General features: G+C 38.6%; 18 protein-coding genes and 1 tRNA gene. 11 read left to right on the plus strand and 8 right to left on the minus strand.

What is annotated here, in order from left to right; all coding sequences use genetic code 11:
- Nucleotides 1-8: 8 nt before the first annotated feature.
- The 4 genes from FFU37_RS03545 to FFU37_RS20270 form a co-directional block, all read right to left on the minus strand.
- Nucleotides 9-713 (minus strand): response regulator, encoded by a 705-nt coding sequence (locus FFU37_RS03545; RefSeq protein ID WP_024597092.1) that lies wholly within the window; start codon nucleotides 711-713, stop codon nucleotides 9-11.
- 24 nt (nucleotides 714-737) lie between these two features.
- Entirely contained in the window at nucleotides 738-1,121 is a 384-nt protein-coding gene (locus FFU37_RS03550) for a DUF3019 domain-containing protein (protein ID WP_138488733.1), read from the minus strand.
- Entirely contained in the window at nucleotides 1,111-1,968 is an 858-nt protein-coding gene (locus FFU37_RS03555) for a MipA/OmpV family protein (RefSeq protein WP_138488734.1), read from the minus strand. The genes FFU37_RS03550 and FFU37_RS03555 overlap by 11 nt, the downstream gene beginning before the upstream one ends.
- A gap of 402 nt (nucleotides 1,969-2,370) precedes the next feature.
- Entirely contained in the window at nucleotides 2,371-3,174 is an 804-nt protein-coding gene (locus FFU37_RS20270) for a hypothetical protein (protein WP_002963149.1), read from the minus strand.
- A 112-nt stretch (nucleotides 3,175-3,286) separates the two neighbouring features.
- Here FFU37_RS20270 and FFU37_RS03565 point away from each other — a divergent pair, with 112 nt between their 5' ends.
- Both FFU37_RS03565 and FFU37_RS03570 read left to right on the plus strand, forming a co-directional pair.
- Nucleotides 3,287-4,441, plus strand: coding sequence for a serine hydrolase domain-containing protein (locus FFU37_RS03565; RefSeq protein ID WP_138488735.1), 1,155 nt, complete (start codon nucleotides 3,287-3,289; stop codon nucleotides 4,439-4,441).
- Nucleotides 4,438-4,938 (plus strand): SixA phosphatase family protein, encoded by a 501-nt coding sequence (locus FFU37_RS03570; protein ID WP_002963152.1) that lies wholly within the window; start codon nucleotides 4,438-4,440, stop codon nucleotides 4,936-4,938. The genes FFU37_RS03565 and FFU37_RS03570 overlap by 4 nt, the downstream gene beginning before the upstream one ends.
- Before the next feature lie 83 nt (nucleotides 4,939-5,021).
- Here FFU37_RS03570 and yhbY read toward each other — a convergent pair whose 3' ends face one another.
- Entirely contained in the window at nucleotides 5,022-5,318 is a 297-nt protein-coding gene (gene yhbY / locus FFU37_RS03575) for a ribosome assembly RNA-binding protein YhbY (RefSeq protein ID WP_002963153.1), read from the minus strand.
- Between the two features lie 88 nt (nucleotides 5,319-5,406).
- Between yhbY and rlmE the strand changes: the two genes are divergently transcribed.
- From rlmE to FFU37_RS03615, 8 genes are all read left to right on the plus strand, one after another.
- On the plus strand, nucleotides 5,407-6,036 hold the full coding sequence (rlmE, locus tag FFU37_RS03580; RefSeq protein WP_002963155.1) for a 23S rRNA (uridine(2552)-2'-O)-methyltransferase RlmE: 630 nt from the start codon (nucleotides 5,407-5,409) through the stop codon (nucleotides 6,034-6,036).
- Nucleotides 6,037-6,102: 66 nt separating this feature from the next.
- Nucleotides 6,103-8,037, plus strand: coding sequence for an ATP-dependent zinc metalloprotease FtsH (gene ftsH, locus FFU37_RS03585; protein ID WP_138488736.1), 1,935 nt, complete (start codon nucleotides 6,103-6,105; stop codon nucleotides 8,035-8,037).
- Nucleotides 8,038-8,116: 79 nt separating this feature from the next.
- Entirely contained in the window at nucleotides 8,117-8,962 is an 846-nt protein-coding gene (gene folP, locus FFU37_RS03590; protein ID WP_138488737.1) for a dihydropteroate synthase, read from the plus strand.
- Entirely contained in the window at nucleotides 8,962-10,311 is a 1,350-nt protein-coding gene (glmM, locus tag FFU37_RS03595) for a phosphoglucosamine mutase (protein WP_138488738.1), read from the plus strand. The genes folP and glmM overlap by 1 nt, the downstream gene beginning before the upstream one ends.
- A 71-nt stretch (nucleotides 10,312-10,382) precedes the next feature.
- Nucleotides 10,383-11,132 (plus strand): triose-phosphate isomerase, encoded by a 750-nt coding sequence (tpiA, locus tag FFU37_RS03600; RefSeq protein ID WP_138488739.1) that lies wholly within the window; start codon nucleotides 10,383-10,385, stop codon nucleotides 11,130-11,132.
- Nucleotide 11,133: 1 nt separating this feature from the next.
- Complete coding sequence (gene secG / locus FFU37_RS03605; protein ID WP_002962769.1) at nucleotides 11,134-11,487, plus strand: preprotein translocase subunit SecG; 354 nt, start codon at nucleotides 11,134-11,136, stop codon at nucleotides 11,485-11,487.
- Nucleotides 11,488-11,567: 80 nt separating this feature from the next.
- Nucleotides 11,568-11,652: transfer RNA gene (locus tag FFU37_RS03610), tRNA-Leu, on the plus strand.
- Nucleotides 11,653-11,860: 208 nt separating this feature from the next.
- Nucleotides 11,861-13,486: a methyl-accepting chemotaxis protein gene (locus FFU37_RS03615; RefSeq protein ID WP_138488740.1), complete on the plus strand. Its 1,626-nt coding sequence runs from the start codon at nucleotides 11,861-11,863 to the stop codon at nucleotides 13,484-13,486.
- Nucleotides 13,487-13,713: 227 nt separating this feature from the next.
- On the opposite strand, the gene FFU37_RS03620 is transcribed toward FFU37_RS03615, so the two are convergent.
- From FFU37_RS03620 to FFU37_RS03630, 3 genes are all read right to left on the minus strand, one after another.
- On the minus strand, nucleotides 13,714-14,121 hold the full coding sequence (locus tag FFU37_RS03620; protein ID WP_039484474.1) for a type 2 periplasmic-binding domain-containing protein: 408 nt from the start codon (nucleotides 14,119-14,121) through the stop codon (nucleotides 13,714-13,716).
- A gap of 12 nt (nucleotides 14,122-14,133) precedes the next feature.
- Nucleotides 14,134-15,282: a porin gene (locus FFU37_RS03625; RefSeq protein ID WP_039484471.1), complete on the minus strand. Its 1,149-nt coding sequence runs from the start codon at nucleotides 15,280-15,282 to the stop codon at nucleotides 14,134-14,136.
- A gap of 321 nt (nucleotides 15,283-15,603) precedes the next feature.
- The gene (locus FFU37_RS03630) at nucleotides 15,604-16,194 is read right to left on the minus strand and encodes a LuxR C-terminal-related transcriptional regulator (RefSeq protein WP_138488741.1); all 591 of its coding nucleotides are present in this window, start codon (nucleotides 16,192-16,194) and stop codon (nucleotides 15,604-15,606) included.
- A 409-nt stretch (nucleotides 16,195-16,603) separates the two neighbouring features.
- Here FFU37_RS03630 and FFU37_RS03635 point away from each other — a divergent pair, with 409 nt between their 5' ends.
- Nucleotides 16,604-18,826, plus strand: a complete 2,223-nt coding sequence (locus tag FFU37_RS03635; protein ID WP_138488742.1) for a TonB-dependent receptor — start codon at nucleotides 16,604-16,606, stop codon at nucleotides 18,824-18,826.
- Nucleotides 18,827-19,019: the final 193 nt, after the last annotated feature.

A 19,019-nucleotide genomic window follows, 5' to 3' on the forward strand; every position in this document is an offset into this window, starting at 1 on the left:
TCGCTCTATTACCACGCGGTAGAAACAAGTAAATATCCACGGCCCCAAATAGTTTTAATTTTTTCAGGGTTTTGTGGATCATCATTAAATTTTTTACGAAGTGCAGAAATAAGTACATCAACACTTCTATCAAGCCCGTCGTACTCTCTACCTTTCGTCGCTTTAAATACGGCATCGCGTGAGACAACTTGACCTGCATTGCTTGCAAGGTAGTGTAATAATAGATATTCGGCGCTTGATATGTTTATATCTTGCTCGTTAAGGGTCACATTTCTAGATTCGGTATTAATACTAAGTGCACCAACTTGAATAACGCTTTGGCTAACCTGTGGCTTATTTGGCTCATTGTTTTGACGCAGTGCTGCTTTTATGCGCGCTAGCAATGCACGCGGACGCACCGGTTTCATTATGTAGTCGCTTGCGCCAACTTCTAAACCAATAACTTCATCCATCTCTTCATCGCGTGCGGTGAGCATTATAATAGGCGAATTATAAAAGCTACGAAGCTCTCTACATACGCTGATACCATCTTGCCCCGGGAGCATAATATCAAGAAGCACAATATTTGGGTTTAACGTTTTGACTTGGCTAACAACTTCGTCACCACGATGACAAACATGCGTTGTATAGCCTTGCTCTGTTAAATATTCAGCAACCCATTGCGCTAGTGATGCATCGTCTTCAACAAGTAAAATAGTGCCGTAGTTATCCATAAAATATCCCTAATGCAATTGGTATTAAAATAGTCGCCAGCGGCGTTTTTTTTGTCTGTTCTGATAAACCCATTGTAGTTTTACTTCTGCTGTACTGATGACTTTGGATGTATTGCTATCAAATAGTTCAAATGAAATGCTGTGCTGTGAGTCAAAAGCATAATTAAAAGTACCACTTTGTTGCTTTAGCCAACATTGCATAATGTACTTTGAAGTTGCATCGCGTAAGCAGTAATTACCAATGATAGGTTGCTCCCACGTAAGTGTAACATCGGCATAGCAATTACGCCCTTCGCGCAGTGCAACGCAAGTGTCGGGTAGTGCTATGAGTGCTTCAGGGGGGTCCTGCGCTTTAACAGTAAAGGTACTGGGAAAGATCAGTAATACCCAGATCCATCTAAAATACATAACGTAGGCCTACCTTGGCTTTATGTTGATATCCTTGGGAAATAATTGGACTGTCGTCAATTTCTTTTGAAAACCATGTAGTAAGCCAACCGGATAAAAACACCCAATCTTGGCTTATTGGATATTCAGCATGGAACTCAAAGATAATACTAGTACTGGCATTGCTGGTATAAACCGGGCGAAGGCTGGTGGCTTCATCGCTATCAATGCCAAAGTAATAATTGGTAAAGTCAGCAGAGTAGGCGCTTAAACCAACACCAGATCTAAACTCCCAGTTTCGCCATGGCAAAATGTGGCTAAAAAAGCTATTTATAACCCAGCCATTATGGGCACCAGATACGTCATGAAGGTATTCAAAGGAGAATTGTGAGTTTTCAAATCGGCGCGAGAGCCTAAGACCAACATCAAAATCGTAATTACGTTTTTTAATACCTTGGAGTTCTTTTATAACACCGTGGTTATAAAACCCGAGGCCTTTTTCGTCAAACCCGGCTTGAGTATTTGTGCCAAGTATATCTAAGCCCCAATCAAATTTATCTATAAGACTGTAACCAATTACAAGGCCACCGCTGAGTTGATTGTGATCAAAATCAAGATAAAATTTATCGTAAGAAACAGCAAGACTTAAATCAAGCTCAACGCCCTTATCGTAAGATTCGATACCGATTAGGTAAGAATCTTCAATATAAAAGCCCGCACCGGCACTCCAATCCCACGCAAAGCCTTGGGTTGGTTCTAACGTATTGTCTGCATAATAGCGATTACTTGCCATACTTGTGGTGCTAAAAATAAAGCAAAAAAGCAATGTTATGCTCACTAAAGTATGGTTAAGCAAAGTGTTTCTCATCCCTATAGGGCCTAATTATTATTTGTTATTAAGCGTAGTATATTGTTAATTCGTTCCTTTAATCTGTAAAAAAATGTAGTAAGTGTTAGGTCTGTTGAACTTTTAAGGTTAAATTTTCAGCAGTCTGTTTGGTATTTAGGCAAGGCAGAGCCTATGCAGTGTGCTATTCCCCATAAATGGGCGATAACGTAGCATTAATGCCAAACAGGCGCTGCCCAAAGGGTTCTTCCTAGGGGCTATTTACTCTTTGTTGCTCGGTTTTTACTTATTCTTACATGGATGTAAGCCAGTAGGGTAACGCAGGAGCAGTTACCGAGCCCACTAGGTTACAAACCTCGCGCCGCGATTAAATAGCCCCTAGTTTGAACAAATTTTAATCCGTAAAGATCAACAGACCCTAATTTACTGAACTTTAATTTTATCGATTAATATACTGCTTAAGTAAAACTGCATCATAGGCGTTAATGCGCTTACTTCTGTTCTGTTACATGGACCACTAAGCTTGGCAAGGCTAGATAACTTTGACAACGTTTTGTACTGAGGAATTTGAATGTCTTTTCCAAGTCTTTCCATGCGGGCTTCATCAGTATTTTGCTGATGGACAAAAGCGACAACCTCAAGCTCATTAGTTATTTTTTGCTCTTCGGTGAAACTATAAACTAGCGGCTCACGATGAAAACTTGCACTATCAATAGAAGATTTAGCAAACCAAACAACATCACCCGATGCTTTGTGTGTGAGGCGCATACTTACTTGTGCAAATATTGCAGCACATTCCTGAGTTGGGTATTGCTGAGCAATATCTGAATATAATGTAAAAGGGTTCTCAGGTTGCTTTATTGCGTACTTAACATCGTCAGTGAAAGTTAAATCAAGTTGCTGAATAGTTAGTGTGTAGTCGCTGTTATTTTTAGTGGTTACTTTTAGCTGTTTATCGTTAAGTGCTTGGCTAATTTGCGATAAAAGTTTATCGGTTACACTTGCCTTATCGGTAATAATTTTTACTGTTTGGTTTCTAACTACCTTATGTGCAGGAAGTTGAACGGATTTAACTTTTGGGGATGAGTGTTCTGTGGTGTACTCAAGCTGGTAGGTTTGACTTTTTAATGTTGGCTTTAATGGCATAGCCAGTGGCTCGGCCGGCTGCTTTGTAAGAGTACAACCAGTTGATAATATAACAAAAAGTGACACAACTAAAAAACGCATAAGTACTAAACACTCACTAAAAACCAAATAATCGTCGTATTGTACGTTAGTCCAAACAAAACTTCATGATATTATCTACATAGATGTAGTTAAAAAGATAAAATTTATAAAAATGAAGTATCTCAAATCTTTATTGTATAGCCTACCTGCTTTGTGTTTGTTGTTCAGCTCTGTGAGTTTTGCAGCAAAAGCAGATCCTGATTGGGATGCATTTGTAAAAAAGTACGGCCGTTATGCGCAAAAAAAACTGAAAAATAAAGGCATACCAGGCGCTGCACTTTCGATTGTAAGTACAAACAACTCAGACTACATCCACACCATGGGTGTAACTAAAACCCGAAATGGACAAAAAGTAAATAAGCATACCCGGTTTAGGCTCGCGTCTGTTTCTAAAACATTTGCAGGCTCGTTATCTGCTAAATTAGCCAATGAGGGTTTACTTAAATTAGATAAAGCTGTTAGCGATTACATAACTGAGTTCAAAGGGACTGTTTATCAAGATGATTTAAAGGTATTTCACCTTCTAAGTCATGCAAGTGGGTTAGTGCCTAATGCGTACGATAATTTGATAGAGTCTCGTATGGATTACCCCAGTATTGTTGAAAAATTACTTAGTGTTAAACCTATTTGCAAACCAGGCGAATGTTATGGTTATCAAAATGTTATGTTTAGCCTTATAGGTAATGTGATATTACAAAGCAGTGGTAAAAGTTACGCGCAGTGGTTACGAGAAACTATTTTTGCGCCTTTAAAAATGAGTGATGCCAGCTTAGGTTTTGAATCTATGGTTCAGGATGAAAATTACGCATTACCACACGTGCGCGGTACAAAACGTTGGTATAGCGCTAAGCTTAAAAAAAATTATTATAAAGTGGGACCTGCAGCGGGTGTAAACGCAAGTGCAAGTGACATGGCCATTTGGTTAAAAGCCCAGCTAGGGCAATACCCTGATGTTTTGTCATTGGATACTCTCGCAAAGCAAACGCGTCCTTATACACATACAAAAAAAGAAATGCATCGCAGGGTGTGGAAAAAACACCTTAATGAGGCTTATTACGGACTAGGTTGGCGGGTTTATAATTACGCTGATGAAACGCTTTACTATCATAGTGGCTGGGTGCAAGGATATAGAAGCGATGTGGTTGTGTTTCCCCACTTAAATGTTGGTTTTAGTTTAATCGTTAATGCTGAAACCGGCGTAATAAATGAATTAACAACTGAATTTATCGACAGGCTATTAGAATACAAACGAGGTGAAAAAATATGAATAAAATAATATTAGCAATCACTTTTTTAGCCTTGTCATTTAATTGTAGTTTGGCATTTGCCGCACCTGATGAGGTATATTTGTTTCGTCATAGCGAAAAGTTAACTGGGAAAAACCCAGCGCTCTCAGAAGAGGGTAAGGCACGTGCAAATAATTTAGTTACTTTGTTTAAAGAACATCAAAATATACATCTTTTTAGCAGCAACTATAAACGCACGTTGCAAACAGCCGCACCTTTGCAGGCACATTTTAATACCAAATTAAATGTGTATAACGCAGGTGAGCTAGGTGATTTAAAAAATGAGTTACTCAAACTAAAAGGTGTAGTTGTTGTTATTGGGCACAGTAATACGACGCCGCAACTGGCTGAACTACTCTCCAATGAAAAAGTGCCAGCTATGAGTGAAACACAATTTACTCAGTATTTTATATTGCATAATAAGCCCAGAAGTAATGGCACTGATTATGATGTAACGCACCATACAATGAGCTTTTAAAATAAAAAAGTGTTATATAACAAAAAACCAGCATTGAGCTGGTTTTTTAATTTAAACGTACTAAATCCTTTAAATAGGATTAATTAGTTACGTGGTAAATGTATTTTTTTCTCAACACTTTGACGATAAAGCACAATAGTGTGACCTATCGTTTGTAGCTTAGTCGCACCAGTTTCACGTACGATTGCTTCAAAAATAAGTGCTTTTGTTTCACGATCATCAGTTGGAACTTTAACTTTGATTAATTCGTGAATTTCTAATGCACTTTGAATTTCGACTACTACGCCTTCGGTTAAACCGTTAGAACCTAGTAAAACTACAGGCTTGAGGCTATGTGCCTGACCTTTTAAAAACTGCTTTTGTTTGTTTGATAATGTCATGTTTATACAAATTTTGCTGAATATGGCTTGAATTAAGGGTATTCTAACGCCATCTAGAGAATATTACTAATTAGTTGCGTGTTAATTTATGACAAATAAAAAACAGTCAGCCAGTTCACAGCGATGGCTGAAAGAACATTTTGATGATAAATATGTTCAAGAAGCGCAAAAAAAAGGCTGGCGTTCACGAGCGGTTTTTAAATTAGATGAAGTACAAAATAGAGATAAGTTACTTCGCCCTGGTATGACCGTTGTTGATTTAGGAGCAGCTCCAGGAAGCTGGTCACAGTATTTGGCAGAAAAAGTAGGTGACAAAGGTCAAGTAATTGCCTGTGACATATTACCTATGGACTCACTTGCGGGTGTTGACTTTTTACAAGGCGACTTTCGTGAAGAAGCTGTGTTAAATGCGTTGCTAAAACGTATTGATGGTAAAAATGTTGATGTGGTACTCTCTGACATGGCACCAAATATGAGTGGTAATAACTCAGTAGATCAAGCGGGTAGTATGTATTTGGTAGAACTTGCGCTGGATATGTGTAGTCAAGTACTAAAGAAAAATGGCGCATTTATTGTTAAGGTTTTCCAAGGTGAAGGCTTTGATCAATACTTGCAAGATGTACGTAATAGTTTTAAAGCAGTGAAAATACGCAAACCTGATGCCTCACGTGCCCGTTCTCGGGAAGTATATATAGTAGCGACTGGATACAAACTGTAGTACAGTTGCTTGGCGTTTAGTTGAATTTAAATTAATTGGATACAAGAGGTTAACCCCTTGAGCGATATGGCGAAAAATTTAATACTATGGCTGGTGATTGCAGTTGTGCTGATGTCAGTCTTTCAGAGCTTTAATGGTGGCGAGCAAGTTGATCGTCAAACAAGTTACACTCAATTTGTTAAAGATGTCCGCAGTGGCTCTTTACAAGAAGTTATTATCGACCGCGGTACAGGAAATATTACTGGTACTAAGAGCAGTGGTGAGCGTTTTCAAACAACGATGCCAATGTACGATGAAGACTTAATAAATGATTTACTTAAAAATGATGTAAATGTGAAGGGTGTACAACCTGAAGAACAATCATTCTTAGCAAGTATATTTATTTCTTGGTTCCCGATGATACTGCTTATAGGTGTATGGATATTCTTCATGCGTCAAATGCAAGGCGGCGGCGGTAAAGGCGCTATGTCATTTGGTAAGAGTAAAGCTCGCTTAATGAGTGAAGATCAAATTAAAACAACGTTTGCAGATGTTGCTGGTTGTGATGAAGCGAAAGAAGATGTTACCGAATTGGTAGACTTTTTACGTGACCCTTCTAAGTTTCAAAAGCTTGGCGGTAGTATTCCTAAAGGCGTACTAATGGTTGGTCCTCCTGGTACTGGTAAAACGTTACTTGCAAAGGCTGTTGCGGGTGAAGCGAAAGTACCGTTTTTTACAATTTCTGGTTCAGATTTTGTTGAAATGTTTGTCGGTGTGGGTGCGTCACGTGTACGTGATATGTTTGAACAAGCTAAAAAAGCGGCACCTTGTATTATCTTTATAGATGAGATTGATGCGGTTGGTCGTAAACGTGGCGCAGGTATGGGCGGCGGTAACGATGAACGAGAGCAAACACTTAACCAAATGCTAGTAGAAATGGATGGTTTTGGTGGTAACGAAGGTATTATCGTTATTGCGGCAACTAACCGACCAGATGTTCTAGATCCTGCATTACTTCGTCCAGGTCGTTTTGACCGCCAAGTAGAAGTTGGTTTACCTGATATACGTGGTCGTGAGCAAATACTTAAAGTACACATGCGTAAAGTGCCATTAGGCGATAACGTAGAAGCGGCTCTTATAGCACGTGGAACACCTGGTTTTTCTGGCGCTGATTTAGCGAACTTAGTAAACGAAGCTGCACTTTATGCTGCACGTGGTAATAAACGTGTTGTAAGCATGGCTGAATTTGATGCTGCTAAAGATAAAATCATGATGGGCGCAGAGCGCAAAACCATGGTGATGAGCGAGCAAGAAAAAGAAATGACAGCATATCACGAAGCAGGCCACGCAATTGTGGGCCGTATGGTTCCTGAGCATGATCCAGTTTACAAAGTATCTATTATTCCACGTGGCCGTGCGCTAGGTGTAACAATGTACTTGCCTGAACAAGACCGTGTTAGTCATTCAAAAGAGCTTTTAGAATCAATGATTTCAAGCCTTTATGGTGGCCGTATTGCTGAAGCGCTTATTTATGGTGCTGACAAAGTAACAACGGGTGCAAGTAACGATATTGAGCGCGCAACTGATATTGCACGTAAAATGGTTACACATTGGGGTTTAAGTGAAAAGCTAGGTCCATTGCTTTACGCTGAAGATCAAAACGAGATGTATATGGGTGGTGGCGGAAGCCGTGCATCTAGTATGTCGGATGATACTGCTAAAGTAATTGATGCTGAAGTACGCTTGTTTTCAGATCGTAACTACCAAAGAGCAGAAGAAATATTAAAAGAAAATATTGATATTCTTCACTCAATGAAAGATGCGTTAATGAAATACGAAACAATCGACGCTAAGCAAATTGATGATTTAATGGCGCGCCAACCAGTGCGTGAGCCGCGCGATGCTCATGACCGCCATGAAGCTAAGCCGGTAAAAGAGCAAGAGCCAGTGCTTGATGAAAGTCAAAAAGCGGATGATTCATCAAAAAAAGATGAAACAAACCTTGATGATAAAGCTGAATAATCGTTAAAATAGCTAGTGAAGGCCCCGAATTTCGGGGCTTTTTTGTATCAGCTATTTAGAAAAAGAATAAAGGTTGGCAATGACTAATATATTAAAGCTTCCCAGAGGACGTACGCTCAATATTGAAAAGCCTGTTATTATGGGAATATTGAATGTAACGCCTGACTCATTTTCTGACGGCGGGCAGTTTTTAGACCCCAAAATAGCGCTAAAGCGCGCAATGCAATTGTTAGAGGATGGTGCGCAAATTTTAGATGTTGGGGGGGAGTCTACCCGGCCCGGCGCGCCAGATGTGAGTTTAAAAGATGAACTTTCCCGAGTAATTCCTGCTATTAAAGCGATACGTGAGTACAGTGATTGCGTTATTTCAATTGATACTAGTAAAGCGCAAGTTATGGAGCAAGCAATACTCGCTGGGGCAGATATAGTCAATGATGTAAGAGCTCTACAAGAAATAAACGCCTTAGAAACGGTTGCGCAGTATGAAGATGTAGCAATTTGTTTAATGCATATGCAAGGGCAACCTCGCAGCATGCAGTGCGCACCTAATTACGACAATCTGTTTGCAGATATAAATATGTTTTTTAGTGAACGTATTAAAGCATGTGAAACAGCAGGGATTAAGTTTGAGCGACTTATTCTAGACCCTGGTTTTGGATTTGGAAAAACACTTAGCCATAACTATCAAATATTGGCTAAGTTTGATGATTTTAATAAGTTAGGTTTGCCATTATTGGCCGGATTATCTCGTAAGTCGATGATAGGTAATCTATTAAATAGAGAAACAAATGAGCGATTAGCGGGCAGCTTAGCTGGTGCGTTAATCGCGGCGCAAAATGGCGCAAAAATTATTCGTGTACATGACGTTAAAGAAACCGCAGATGTACTTGGTGTATATCAAGCCTGCGAGAAAGGATTTGTATAATGAAAGAAAGAAAATATTTTGGTACTGATGGCGTACGTGGTCTGGTAGGAACGTCACCAATTAATCCTGAGTTTGCAATGAAGTTGGGTTGGGCTGCCGGACGCGTATTATCACAAAGTGGCACTAAAAAAGTAATTATAGGTAAAGATACGCGTATTTCGGGCTACATGCTTGAAACTGCACTTGAGGCTGGTTTAATTGCCGCTGGTATTGATGTTGTATTACTGGGTCCAATGCCGACACCTGCAGTTGCGTATTTAGCGCAAACATTTCGTGCAGAGGCAGGCATAGTAATTAGTGCCTCACATAACCCTTATTACGATAATGGTATTAAGTTTTTCAATGGGCAGGGTCTAAAGCTTGACGATGAAGTAGAGCTTCAAATTGAAGCGATGCTTGATGAGCAAATGACATGTGTTGCTTCAGATAAACTAGGTAAAGCTTCGCGTTTAGTTAGTGCAGACGGCCGTTATATAGAGTTTTGTAAGAGCCAGTTCCCCCAAGGGTTATCTTTAGAAGGTCTTAAAATTGTTGTCGATTGCGCAAATGGCGCTACATACCATATAGCTCCTTCTGTCATGCGTGAACTTGGCGCTGAAGTTATAACACATGCATGCGAGCCTAATGGCGTTAATATAAATCATGAATGTGGTGCTACTCATGTAGATACTCTTAAACGCAAAGTGCTTGAATTTAAAGCTGACGTAGGTATTGCATACGATGGGGATGGCGATCGTGTAATGATGGTTGATCATAATGGTCGTGTATTTGATGGTGACGATTTAGTTTATATTATTGCTTGCCAAGCTGCCGAAGATGATATGTTGGGTGGAGGTGTAGTTGGCACTGTAATGTCTAACATGGGTCTTGAAAATGCTTTAAAAGCGAAAGGTATCGAGTTTGCTCGCAGTAAAGTGGGTGACCGCTATGTAATGGAATTACTACAGCAAAAAGGCTGGAAAATTGGCGGTGAAAGCTCAGGCCATGTATTAAATTTAGATTTAATTAGCACGGGTGATGGCATTATATCAAGTTTGCAAGTACTTGCAGCTATGGTTGCACAAAACCGTACACTACAAGATTTGGGTGCTGGTTTTACTAAATATCCAATGAAAATGATTAACGTGCGTTATACCGCTGGAACAGATCCGACAAAAGCGCCAGAGGTACTTTCAGCTGTAGCAGAAGTTGAGCTTGCTTTAGGCGAAAAAGGACGAGTTTTACTGCGCAAATCAGGCACTGAACCTGTTGTTCGTGTTATGGTTGAAGCCGAGCAGGAAAAAATTGTAATAGACAGCGCTCAAAAAATTGCAGCTGTTGTAGAATCTATGAGCAAACAGACTGATTAATAACAATAACCTCTTGTAACTTTGGGCGAGAAAAGTTAATATCTCGCCCGCTTTCTAATGTGGAGTGGAAAATGGCAATACGCAAGGCGATGGTCGCAGGCAACTGGAAAATGAATGGTTCGTTAGAGCTAGTTAAACAAATGTCTGATGCTATTAACGATGTAAAATCACAAGAGATGGACATTGTTTTATTTCCTCCATTCCCACTTGTACCAGCGATGATAGCTAGTGGTGTTTCTACAGGCGCTCAAACTGTTTCTGAAAATACACCTGGTGCGTTTACCGGTGAAGTAGATGGACAGCTTCTAAAAGATTTAGGTGCAACTTACGTACTCGTTGGTCACTCTGAACGCCGTAGTATTTATAACGAAAGTAATGAAACTGTCGCTGAAAAGTTTGCTAGAGCACAAAAAGTTGGGTTAACACCAATTTTATGTGTTGGCGAAAGTGAAAGTGAGCAAGAAAACGGTCAAACCGAACAAGTAGTTGCTGCACAAATTGATGCAGTAATTGAAAAATTAGGTGTAGCAGCACTGAAAGATTCTGTGATAGCATACGAGCCCGTTTGGGCCATAGGCACAGGTAAGACTGCATCGCCAGAGCAGGCACAAACTGTTCATAAATTTATCCGTGATAAAATTGCTGCACTTGATAGCACTTTAGCACAAGGGCTTTCCATCTTATATGGTGGTAGCGTTAATGAAAAAAATAGCGAATTATTATTTGCACAAACAGATATAGATGGCGGCTTAATTGGCGGCGCAAGTCTAAAAGCAGAATCTTTTACTGCAATCTGTAACAGTGCAAAAGGGACTGTATAAGATGTACGAAATTTTATTAGTAGTTTATTTAGTTGTGGCTTTAGCTCTAGTTGGAATGGTTTTAATTCAACAAGGTAAAGGCGCAGATATGGGTTCTTCATTTGGTGCTGGTGCATCAGGCACGGTTTTTGGTTCGTCAGGTGCTGGTAACTTTATGACAAAAACAACCACAAGCTTAGCAACAGTATTTTTTGTTTTAAGCATTGTGCTAGGTAACCTAACTGCAGGTCAAATTAAAAAGACTGACGAGTGGGAAAACCTAGAAGCAGCTCCTGCAGTGGAAACTGTAGTTCCTGTTGAAGAAGATGTTCCGGTAACATCTACGAAAGAGCAAAGCTCTGACGTACCGAACTAATTTAGAGTAATGTTATCGTTAAACGATTTATACTCCTCAAATAAATCATATGTTTAACAAATAAGCGAAAGCTTAAAAATGCGGATGTGGTGGAATTGGTAGACACGCCACCTTGAGGGGGTGGTGCTTTCGGGCGTGGGGGTTCAAGTCCCCCCATCCGCACCAAATTTGGAAACCAGTAACAGAAATGTTACTGGTTTTTTTGTGCCTGCGATTTAAATTGAATGTTATTTGTACTTTCTTTTTTAAAGAGCAATTAGTTATGTAAAATTTTGAATTATTTGTAAAAAAAACTAGAAATATTACAAATTTAGTTAACACTTATGAGTAATAAGCCGATAATAGATTTAGACAATAAAATAAGGTATTCACAATGGCTTCAGGCTTCTCTTTTCAAAATCTCAGCATAAGTAAAAAAATACATGCGATTACGAGTATTGCTGTCGTTGCATTTTTAGTGATTGTTCTGATCAACTATTTTGCTATGAATGATAATAGAATTGCACTTGATGAAATGGAAAAATCATCCTACAAAGTTGTTAAGTTAACATCAGCTAATGTTGGCATTTTAGAGAAGCTGGACGAACTTTACACCCAAGCCGTAACATTTGGTGAGCAAGATTTAGTCGAGAAAGCATCTGACACATACAAGCAACTTGAGTTGAATATTATTGCGATAGAAAAAATAAATGCATCTTACATTCACAGTGACACTAAAGAGCAGCTCGCAAATTACGAAAAAATATCAGCGACTATCGCAAATGGCATGGTAAATGGAACAGCAGATTTTAGTGAAATTCAACAACAAGCACAGAGGAAAACAGCGCTTTATACCGATGTCCTAGAAAAGTTTAAGGCAGCACAAGTCAAAGCTGACGATCGCTTTTTTGAACTTGTTGCAAGCACAAAGGACCGTTCTGATTACGCCCTTACGTTAATGTTAGTTGTTTCTATTGTATCGCTTATTTTATTACTCTTTATGGCTATTTGGATAGCTAAGCGAATTGCTTCTTCGGCAAGTGATGCGGCAAATAATTTAAGCTTATTAGCAAGCGGTAAAGGCTCGCTAAGCACTAAATTGACAGTTAACTCTGAAGATGAAATAGGTCAAGTATCTATAAACTTCAACTCTTTTATTGGCATATTGAAAAAAACGGTGTTAGAAATTATCGCGGTTTGCGAACCGTTAATGGAAAACTCTACTCGTTTAGTGCAGGGGATGGAACAAGCGGAGCGTGCAACGACCAAACAAACCACTGATGCTGAGATTGTAAAGCAATCGATGGAAGAGATGAAACAGAGTGTAGGAGATATCTCTCAATCAGCTGCAAGTGCTTCTCATGCAGCGCAAACGGCAGAGAAAGAAGTTGAGCAAAGTCGAACTCAAGTACGAACATCAGTAACCGCTTCTCGTACGTTAAGTGATGAGATTAATCACGCTGCTACAACTATCAATAAATTAGCAGACGATACAAAAAATGTGTCGCAAATATTAAATGTTATTACATCAATAGCGGAGCAAACAAATTTACTAGCACTTAACGCTGCCATTGAGGCTGCTCGTGCTGGTGAGCATGGCCGAGGCTTTGCTGTTGTTGCTGATGAAGTTAGAGAGCTTGCATCGCGAACTGCTCACTCTACAAATGAGATTCGAGAGCTGTTGACTACTTTAACTGAAGCGGCTAACGAATCAGTTACTGCAATGACGACTGCAAGAGATATGGCTACAGATAATGCAACTGCAGCAGAAAAAACGGGCATTTCTATAGAGAAAATTGCAGAGCAAATGCTAGAAATAAATGGGATGAACTCACAAATTGCTGCTGCCACAGAAGAGCAAACATCAGTTGCTGCTATGGTTGTAGAAAACGTGACAAATATGCACGTATCATTTGAAGATACAATGGACTCGCTAACGGCTGTGAGGGATGTAGCTAAAAACCTTCATTACCTTTCAGATAACCTATTAGATGCCACGGCTAAATTTAAAGTTGAGTAATGTAGCTAAATCAATTCGCAGTAATGCTTATTCATTTTGAGAGGGCAGGTCAGACGCTAGCCGCGTTAAAATTTCTTATTTAGAATACTAAATAAGAAATTATTTACCTTGCTATCGACACCGTTTCTCTCCCTCAAAATATTTTACTTAATTGAGCGAATTGTTATTAAAGTTAAGTTATAAAAAAAACCACCGATTAGGTGGCTTTTTTAATTTAATAATAGCAATTAAAAGGTAGCAATCACTTTAACTTTATCAGTTGCTTTACTGCTATCTATATAGCCGATTGAATCACCATTAGCGGCAACAAAGTCAATGACAGCTTGATCTGAATCAAACTTTTCAGGCGGTGTCCCTTTACCTGTAAAAACAAGTTTTGACCAATAGGCATTTAATTGGCTGCTCGATTTACCTACCACTTTCGAATTAAATTCATCAGCAATAGCGGTACCGTTTTGAGTTGCTGGGTTGACTTTATTGCCGTTATCAAACGACTTGGCCTTTCCTAAGTAAATTTTCTTAATAGTCTCTGCATCAAGTGCATTTGCATTACTAGGATTTACAATTACTGCAACTTCAGCCAAAGCACCGAAAGAACATAATGAAAGCGCACTAGCTAGGATTAATTTTTTCATATTCCGCTCCAATTAAAATACTAAATCAACACCAACGGCGACTATATCCGTTTCAGTGTCAGTGATGTCATCATCAAATCGACTGAAGTCAATTTTAAATGCAGCTGAAGGGTGGAAGTCATAACGTGCGCCAATTGTGTATACGTTACTCTCTGCACGCATGCTCTCGAGGGCAAAGTTCACAGTAGTATTTAATAAAGGAATTGATTCAAGAGTATTAAAACGTGACGAATCATGCTTATCATCATTTTTTTCATAGGTGAAGTGAACAATAACATCATCTATACGATAACCCGCAGAGGCATAGTATTGTGATTGTTCAGCCAAAATACTTCCCTCTACTTCAAACTGTGTATATTCAGCATCAAATAAGAAGTTATCATAGTCAATAGAGAAGCCAATACCAACAAAAGTTGTTTCATCTTCGTCAGTAATCAGATCATTTACTGTACTGGTTAAACCGTTAGTATTGAGTACATCAATAATTCCATTTAAGGCACTTAAGTTACTTGAGTCACTGCTATCAATAGAAATGCTAGTGTCGGCCACAATATATGCAGCTCGTGCACTGAACCAGTCGTATGATAGGCTCCAGTTTATACCGCCTAAATTATTTAACTCAGCAGGTAAGCTATCTCCAAATACATCTATATCGCCATCAAAAGCGCCGTAAAACCCTTGCAAAGTAGAGTCCCAATCTCCTAATTGATTGTTGTAAACAACACTCAAGCCTTCATAAGTCGAAAATGGGATACCGTACACTGAGCGAGGTGGGCGTACCCAGCGATAAGCATAGCCAACATCCAAAAAATCTGAGTATTTATAGAAAGGGACACGCATTTTACCAGCGCTAAATTGCAGTTCATCGCTGTATTCATAAGTAACATATGCCCATTCGAACGTGGCGTCAAAGTCGTCCTCTCCACGCGCAATAATTTGAGCCGTAGCCGTCAGTTTCTCTTGAAGATCAGCAGATAGTTGTAAAGCGAACTTACTCTCATTTTTAAATGAGATATCGTCGTCATATCCGTATAAGGTTTGATCACTGTCTAGGCTTTTACCACCCACAATAGATGCAAAACCATTAATACGTACTTCAGCGCTTGCATAGCTAGATGCAAGTACAGCACATACAGCTACTGCTACAGATAGCTTTTTCATATGTATTTCCTATTTGTTATTTAGATGTTGATTTCAATAGGATTATAGAAGTGATAGTGTTTTTTATCTAATAAATTTAGGAAGTTAATAAAATAAATTTAGTAACGGCTTTTTAATTTTGTAACATATATATTTTATGTATGTATTAAAAGCAGAATAGTATGATTTTATTAGAATAAATTTTAAATCTAGTTAATAAGGCTTTTTTAAAGTGGCGGGAATATTATAACTAAATTTTCTTTTTACGTTCTTTGGTTAAGGAGTTAGAACGAATGTTGCTGGTAATTACAATGGCTATTATCAAGTTTGCTTAATCGGTTTTTAACTATTAATCTTATTTAAGTTTTTTTGACACCAAAGCAATGCTTGTTGCTTGTTTTTTACAGCGATTTTTTGATACACCTTGTGTAAATGTACACGAACTGTAGCTTCACTGATAAATAAAGTGTCTGCAATTGCGCTTGAATGTAAGCCAGAAAATAACAAGTTTAATACTTTCATTTCTTTGCAGGTTAAGTTATTTGATTGCAGCGCAGTTTGTTGTTCACTCGCTAGCATTTGTCTCATCCAACCATCAGTTACCGCACGTGGAAACCAAAGTTTTCCTTGTTCTATTGCTTCTAATCCTTGCTGCAGTAGTACTTCGTCAGTGCCTTCATAAAACAAACCTTTTAAATTAGGCCACTCTTTTAATGCCAAAACATCACCGTCTTTGGGCACGTCAAAAATAACGAGGCCTTGATGACCGTTTTTTAGCATAAACTGATTTATAAGTTCATGGTTGATAATGACGTTTAAAGCTTGATAATTGACAAGTAGGACGTTGAAGTCAGCTGCAACACAAAAAAGTGACGTGTAATTTGGGCTGGTGAAGCATGTGGGGCTTTTATTGGCTGTATTTTCAATATTCATAATATTCTATCCATAGACTACATTTTAGCACTATATTCTTATTTTTAGTTAATTTCAATGATAGCTGAACGTGTTCTAGCTCTTTTTTTATACACTTAAGTACATGTATAAGTATATTTTATGCGCTTTCTAAAATGGTATTTATGCGATTTTTTGTTTTAAAACAGTTTATTACTGAGGTAAATATCAAAGGGGTTTATTTATGATAATTCATTTAAAGCTAACAATGCTTAAATTACTGTCATTTTCTATGAATTTATTTAAATAATTTTATACATTTATTCACAATAATGTCATATAATACCTGTCCAGAGGAAAGATGCTATTTAGCGTCTTTTTTTATGCCTAAAATTTATATTATCAATATAAAAGCATAACAAAAATCACACGGTATCCTTTGGAGAATATTTTGAAACTACGCACACTCTCACAGTTAAGCCTAGCAATTGTCGCTGCACTATCTACCTCAGTAAATGCTGAAGAAGCCAAAACAACAGCAAAACAAGACGCGTTTGAAAAAATCGAGGTCACAGCTCGTAAACGTACAGAGAGCTTATTTGAATCTCCAACCGCTATCACATCAATTGGGGCGAACCTAATTGATAAAGCCAATATGAGTAATCTTGAAGATATTGGTAAATATGTTCCAAACTTAAACATCACCCGTTACGGTGTTGGTAATGCAGCACATGCGTCTGTATTTATTCGTGGTATTGGTCTGCAAGATCACATAATAACTACTGATCCAGGTGTAGGTGTATACTTAGATGGCGTTTATTTAGGTCGTCAAATGGGTTCTAATTTATCATTACCTAATGTTGAGCGTGTTGAAGTGCTTCGTGGTCCACAAGGTACTTTGTATGGTCGTAATACATTAGGTGGCGCTGTAAATGTAATTACAAAGCAACCTGGTGATGAAGGTATTGTAACTACTTCAGCTAAGCTGGGAAGTCGTGGACGTATTGCTGGTGATGTTTATTTTAATAACTCACTAAACGATGAACTAAGCATGTCTGCGAGTGCATCTTACAAAACACGTGATGGTGTTGGTGAAGCTGTTAATTTAGCAAATCCAGAGAAAGAAATTGGTGAGGAAGAAGAATTTAGTGGTCGTGTAGCCTTTAAATGGCAAGCGAACAGCGATTTAGCATTCACTTTTGCTTTAGATGGAGTTGATAACGAGTCAGGTCAATCGCCTTACACAATTGAATTAACTGACCCGCTAGATGCAAACGATGTGTTTAATGGCGACTTCCCATTATTGACTCAAGATTTAATTCCATCAGACCCTGATGATTTAGGTACAACCGTTGCAGGTATTGAATCAACTTCTTACTCAGGTTGGGGCACATCGTTCTCGGCTGATTGGGCAATTAACGATACTTATACTACTAAGTTTATCTCAAGCTACCGTACATCTGAGTATGAAGGTGGCCTAGATGACGATGCATCACCTTTAAACTTATCTGAGTTTCCAGAAGAGGGCGGAGCTGATCAGTACTCGTTTGAAATTCAACTAAATGCCACATTTGATAATATGGACTTTGTGTCAGGCCTTTACTTTTTTAATGAAGATGGCTTTACACGTTCAGGCCCATTTGTATTCAGCCCATTTAATACACCCAATGGCTTATTGAATGACGGAGTAACAGAATCATTTGGTGGTTACGGCGATTTTGAAATTAACCAAGAAACTAATTCTTACGCAGCCTACTTTAATGCAAGCTACGATTTAACTGACGATTTAACCGTTGGTGGTGGTCTTCGTTATTCAAAAGATGAAAAAGATGCAAATGCTATATTCCCATCATTTCCTACTCGTAAGTATGTAAGTGCAGATTTTGATGCAGTTACGTGGGATGTAAATGCCTCTTATCAGCTTAGCAATAATATGAATGTGTATGGCCAGATTCAAAAAGGCTATCAAACAGGTGGTTTTCCACCGCGCCCATTTGGTGGACCAGACCAGTTTGTATCATTTGACGAAACGAAAGCGATTAACTACGAAATGGGTCTAAAAGGCCAAGTACACGAAAATGTATCTATGATGCTTGCGGTATTTGTGACTGATTACACTGATTTAGCATTACCGTTTTCAGACCCAACAGCAGGTGGCGGTTTCGTAACAATTGTAGAAAATGCGGGTCAGTCTAAAGCACAAGGTATTGAGCTTGAAACAACCGTCGCTATTACTGATGATTTTACTATTCGCAGTGCAGTTGGTTATTTAGATTCTGAAATAACAGAAGTGGCTGAGGGTGTACAAGGTATAGGTAAAGGCGATTCACCAGCACTTACACCACGCTGGACTGTCATGGTTGCACCTTCTTACTTTATGGATTTAGAGAGCGGCGCAACACTTGCGTTTAATGCTAATTATTCGTACCGAAGCGAAATGCAAGGGCAATCAGTTTATAACCAAAGTGAGACCATTGACTCTCGTGAACTAGTTGGTTTTAATATTTCCTACACTAATCCATATGGCGATATGGAAGTTACACTGTATGGTGAAAACGTTCTAAACGAAGTTTACGATGTTGGTCGTCTACAACAATCAGGTTTTGTTGGCGTAATGCGCAGTAATGATCGAAGTGAATTTGGTTTGAAATTCAAAAAAGATTTTGAGCTATAAACTAAAATCAAGTAAATGTAATTGAAGTTTATTTTGCATAATAAAGGCCGAATCATGCTGTGATTCGGCCTTTGTGTATTCAATAGTAAGGTTATTATTTGCATCGTTTAAATTCCTAATTTTAATTGCTGATTTAAAACAATCCACATCCCCATTTTTGAGTCTTTGTATTAACTAAAATGCGCCTTTTTAG

This window comes from Pseudoalteromonas distincta (assembly GCF_005877035.1).
Taxonomy (GTDB): Bacteria; Pseudomonadota; Gammaproteobacteria; order Enterobacterales; family Alteromonadaceae; genus Pseudoalteromonas; species Pseudoalteromonas distincta.

Coding starts and splice junctions, on each gene's coding strand:
- FFU37_RS03550 (WP_138488733.1), bottom strand. CDS start 1,121: ATGTATTTTAGATGGATCTGGGTATTACTGATCTTTCCCAGTACCTTT.
- FFU37_RS03620 (WP_039484474.1), bottom strand. CDS start 14,121: ATGAAAAAATTAATCCTAGCTAGTGCGCTTTCATTATGTTCTTTCGGT.
- FFU37_RS03625 (WP_039484471.1), bottom strand. CDS start 15,282: ATGAAAAAGCTATCTGTAGCAGTAGCTGTATGTGCTGTACTTGCATCT.
- FFU37_RS03565 (WP_138488735.1), top strand. CDS start 3,287: ATGAAGTATCTCAAATCTTTATTGTATAGCCTACCTGCTTTGTGTTTG.
- tpiA (WP_138488739.1), top strand. CDS start 10,383: ATGGCAATACGCAAGGCGATGGTCGCAGGCAACTGGAAAATGAATGGT.
- folP (WP_138488737.1), top strand. CDS start 8,117: ATGACTAATATATTAAAGCTTCCCAGAGGACGTACGCTCAATATTGAA.
- FFU37_RS03570 (WP_002963152.1), top strand. CDS start 4,438: ATGAATAAAATAATATTAGCAATCACTTTTTTAGCCTTGTCATTTAAT.
- secG (WP_002962769.1), top strand. CDS start 11,134: ATGTACGAAATTTTATTAGTAGTTTATTTAGTTGTGGCTTTAGCTCTA.
- FFU37_RS03555 (WP_138488734.1), bottom strand. CDS start 1,968: ATGAGAAACACTTTGCTTAACCATACTTTAGTGAGCATAACATTGCTT.
- rlmE (WP_002963155.1), top strand. CDS start 5,407: ATGACAAATAAAAAACAGTCAGCCAGTTCACAGCGATGGCTGAAAGAA.
- yhbY (WP_002963153.1), bottom strand. CDS start 5,318: ATGACATTATCAAACAAACAAAAGCAGTTTTTAAAAGGTCAGGCACAT.
- FFU37_RS03630 (WP_138488741.1), bottom strand. CDS start 16,194: ATGAATATTGAAAATACAGCCAATAAAAGCCCCACATGCTTCACCAGC.
- FFU37_RS20270 (WP_002963149.1), bottom strand. CDS start 3,174: ATGCGTTTTTTAGTTGTGTCACTTTTTGTTATATTATCAACTGGTTGT.
- FFU37_RS03545 (WP_024597092.1), bottom strand. CDS start 713: ATGGATAACTACGGCACTATTTTACTTGTTGAAGACGATGCATCACTA.
- glmM (WP_138488738.1), top strand. CDS start 8,962: ATGAAAGAAAGAAAATATTTTGGTACTGATGGCGTACGTGGTCTGGTA.
- FFU37_RS03615 (WP_138488740.1), top strand. CDS start 11,861: ATGGCTTCAGGCTTCTCTTTTCAAAATCTCAGCATAAGTAAAAAAATA.
- ftsH (WP_138488736.1), top strand. CDS start 6,103: ATGGCGAAAAATTTAATACTATGGCTGGTGATTGCAGTTGTGCTGATG.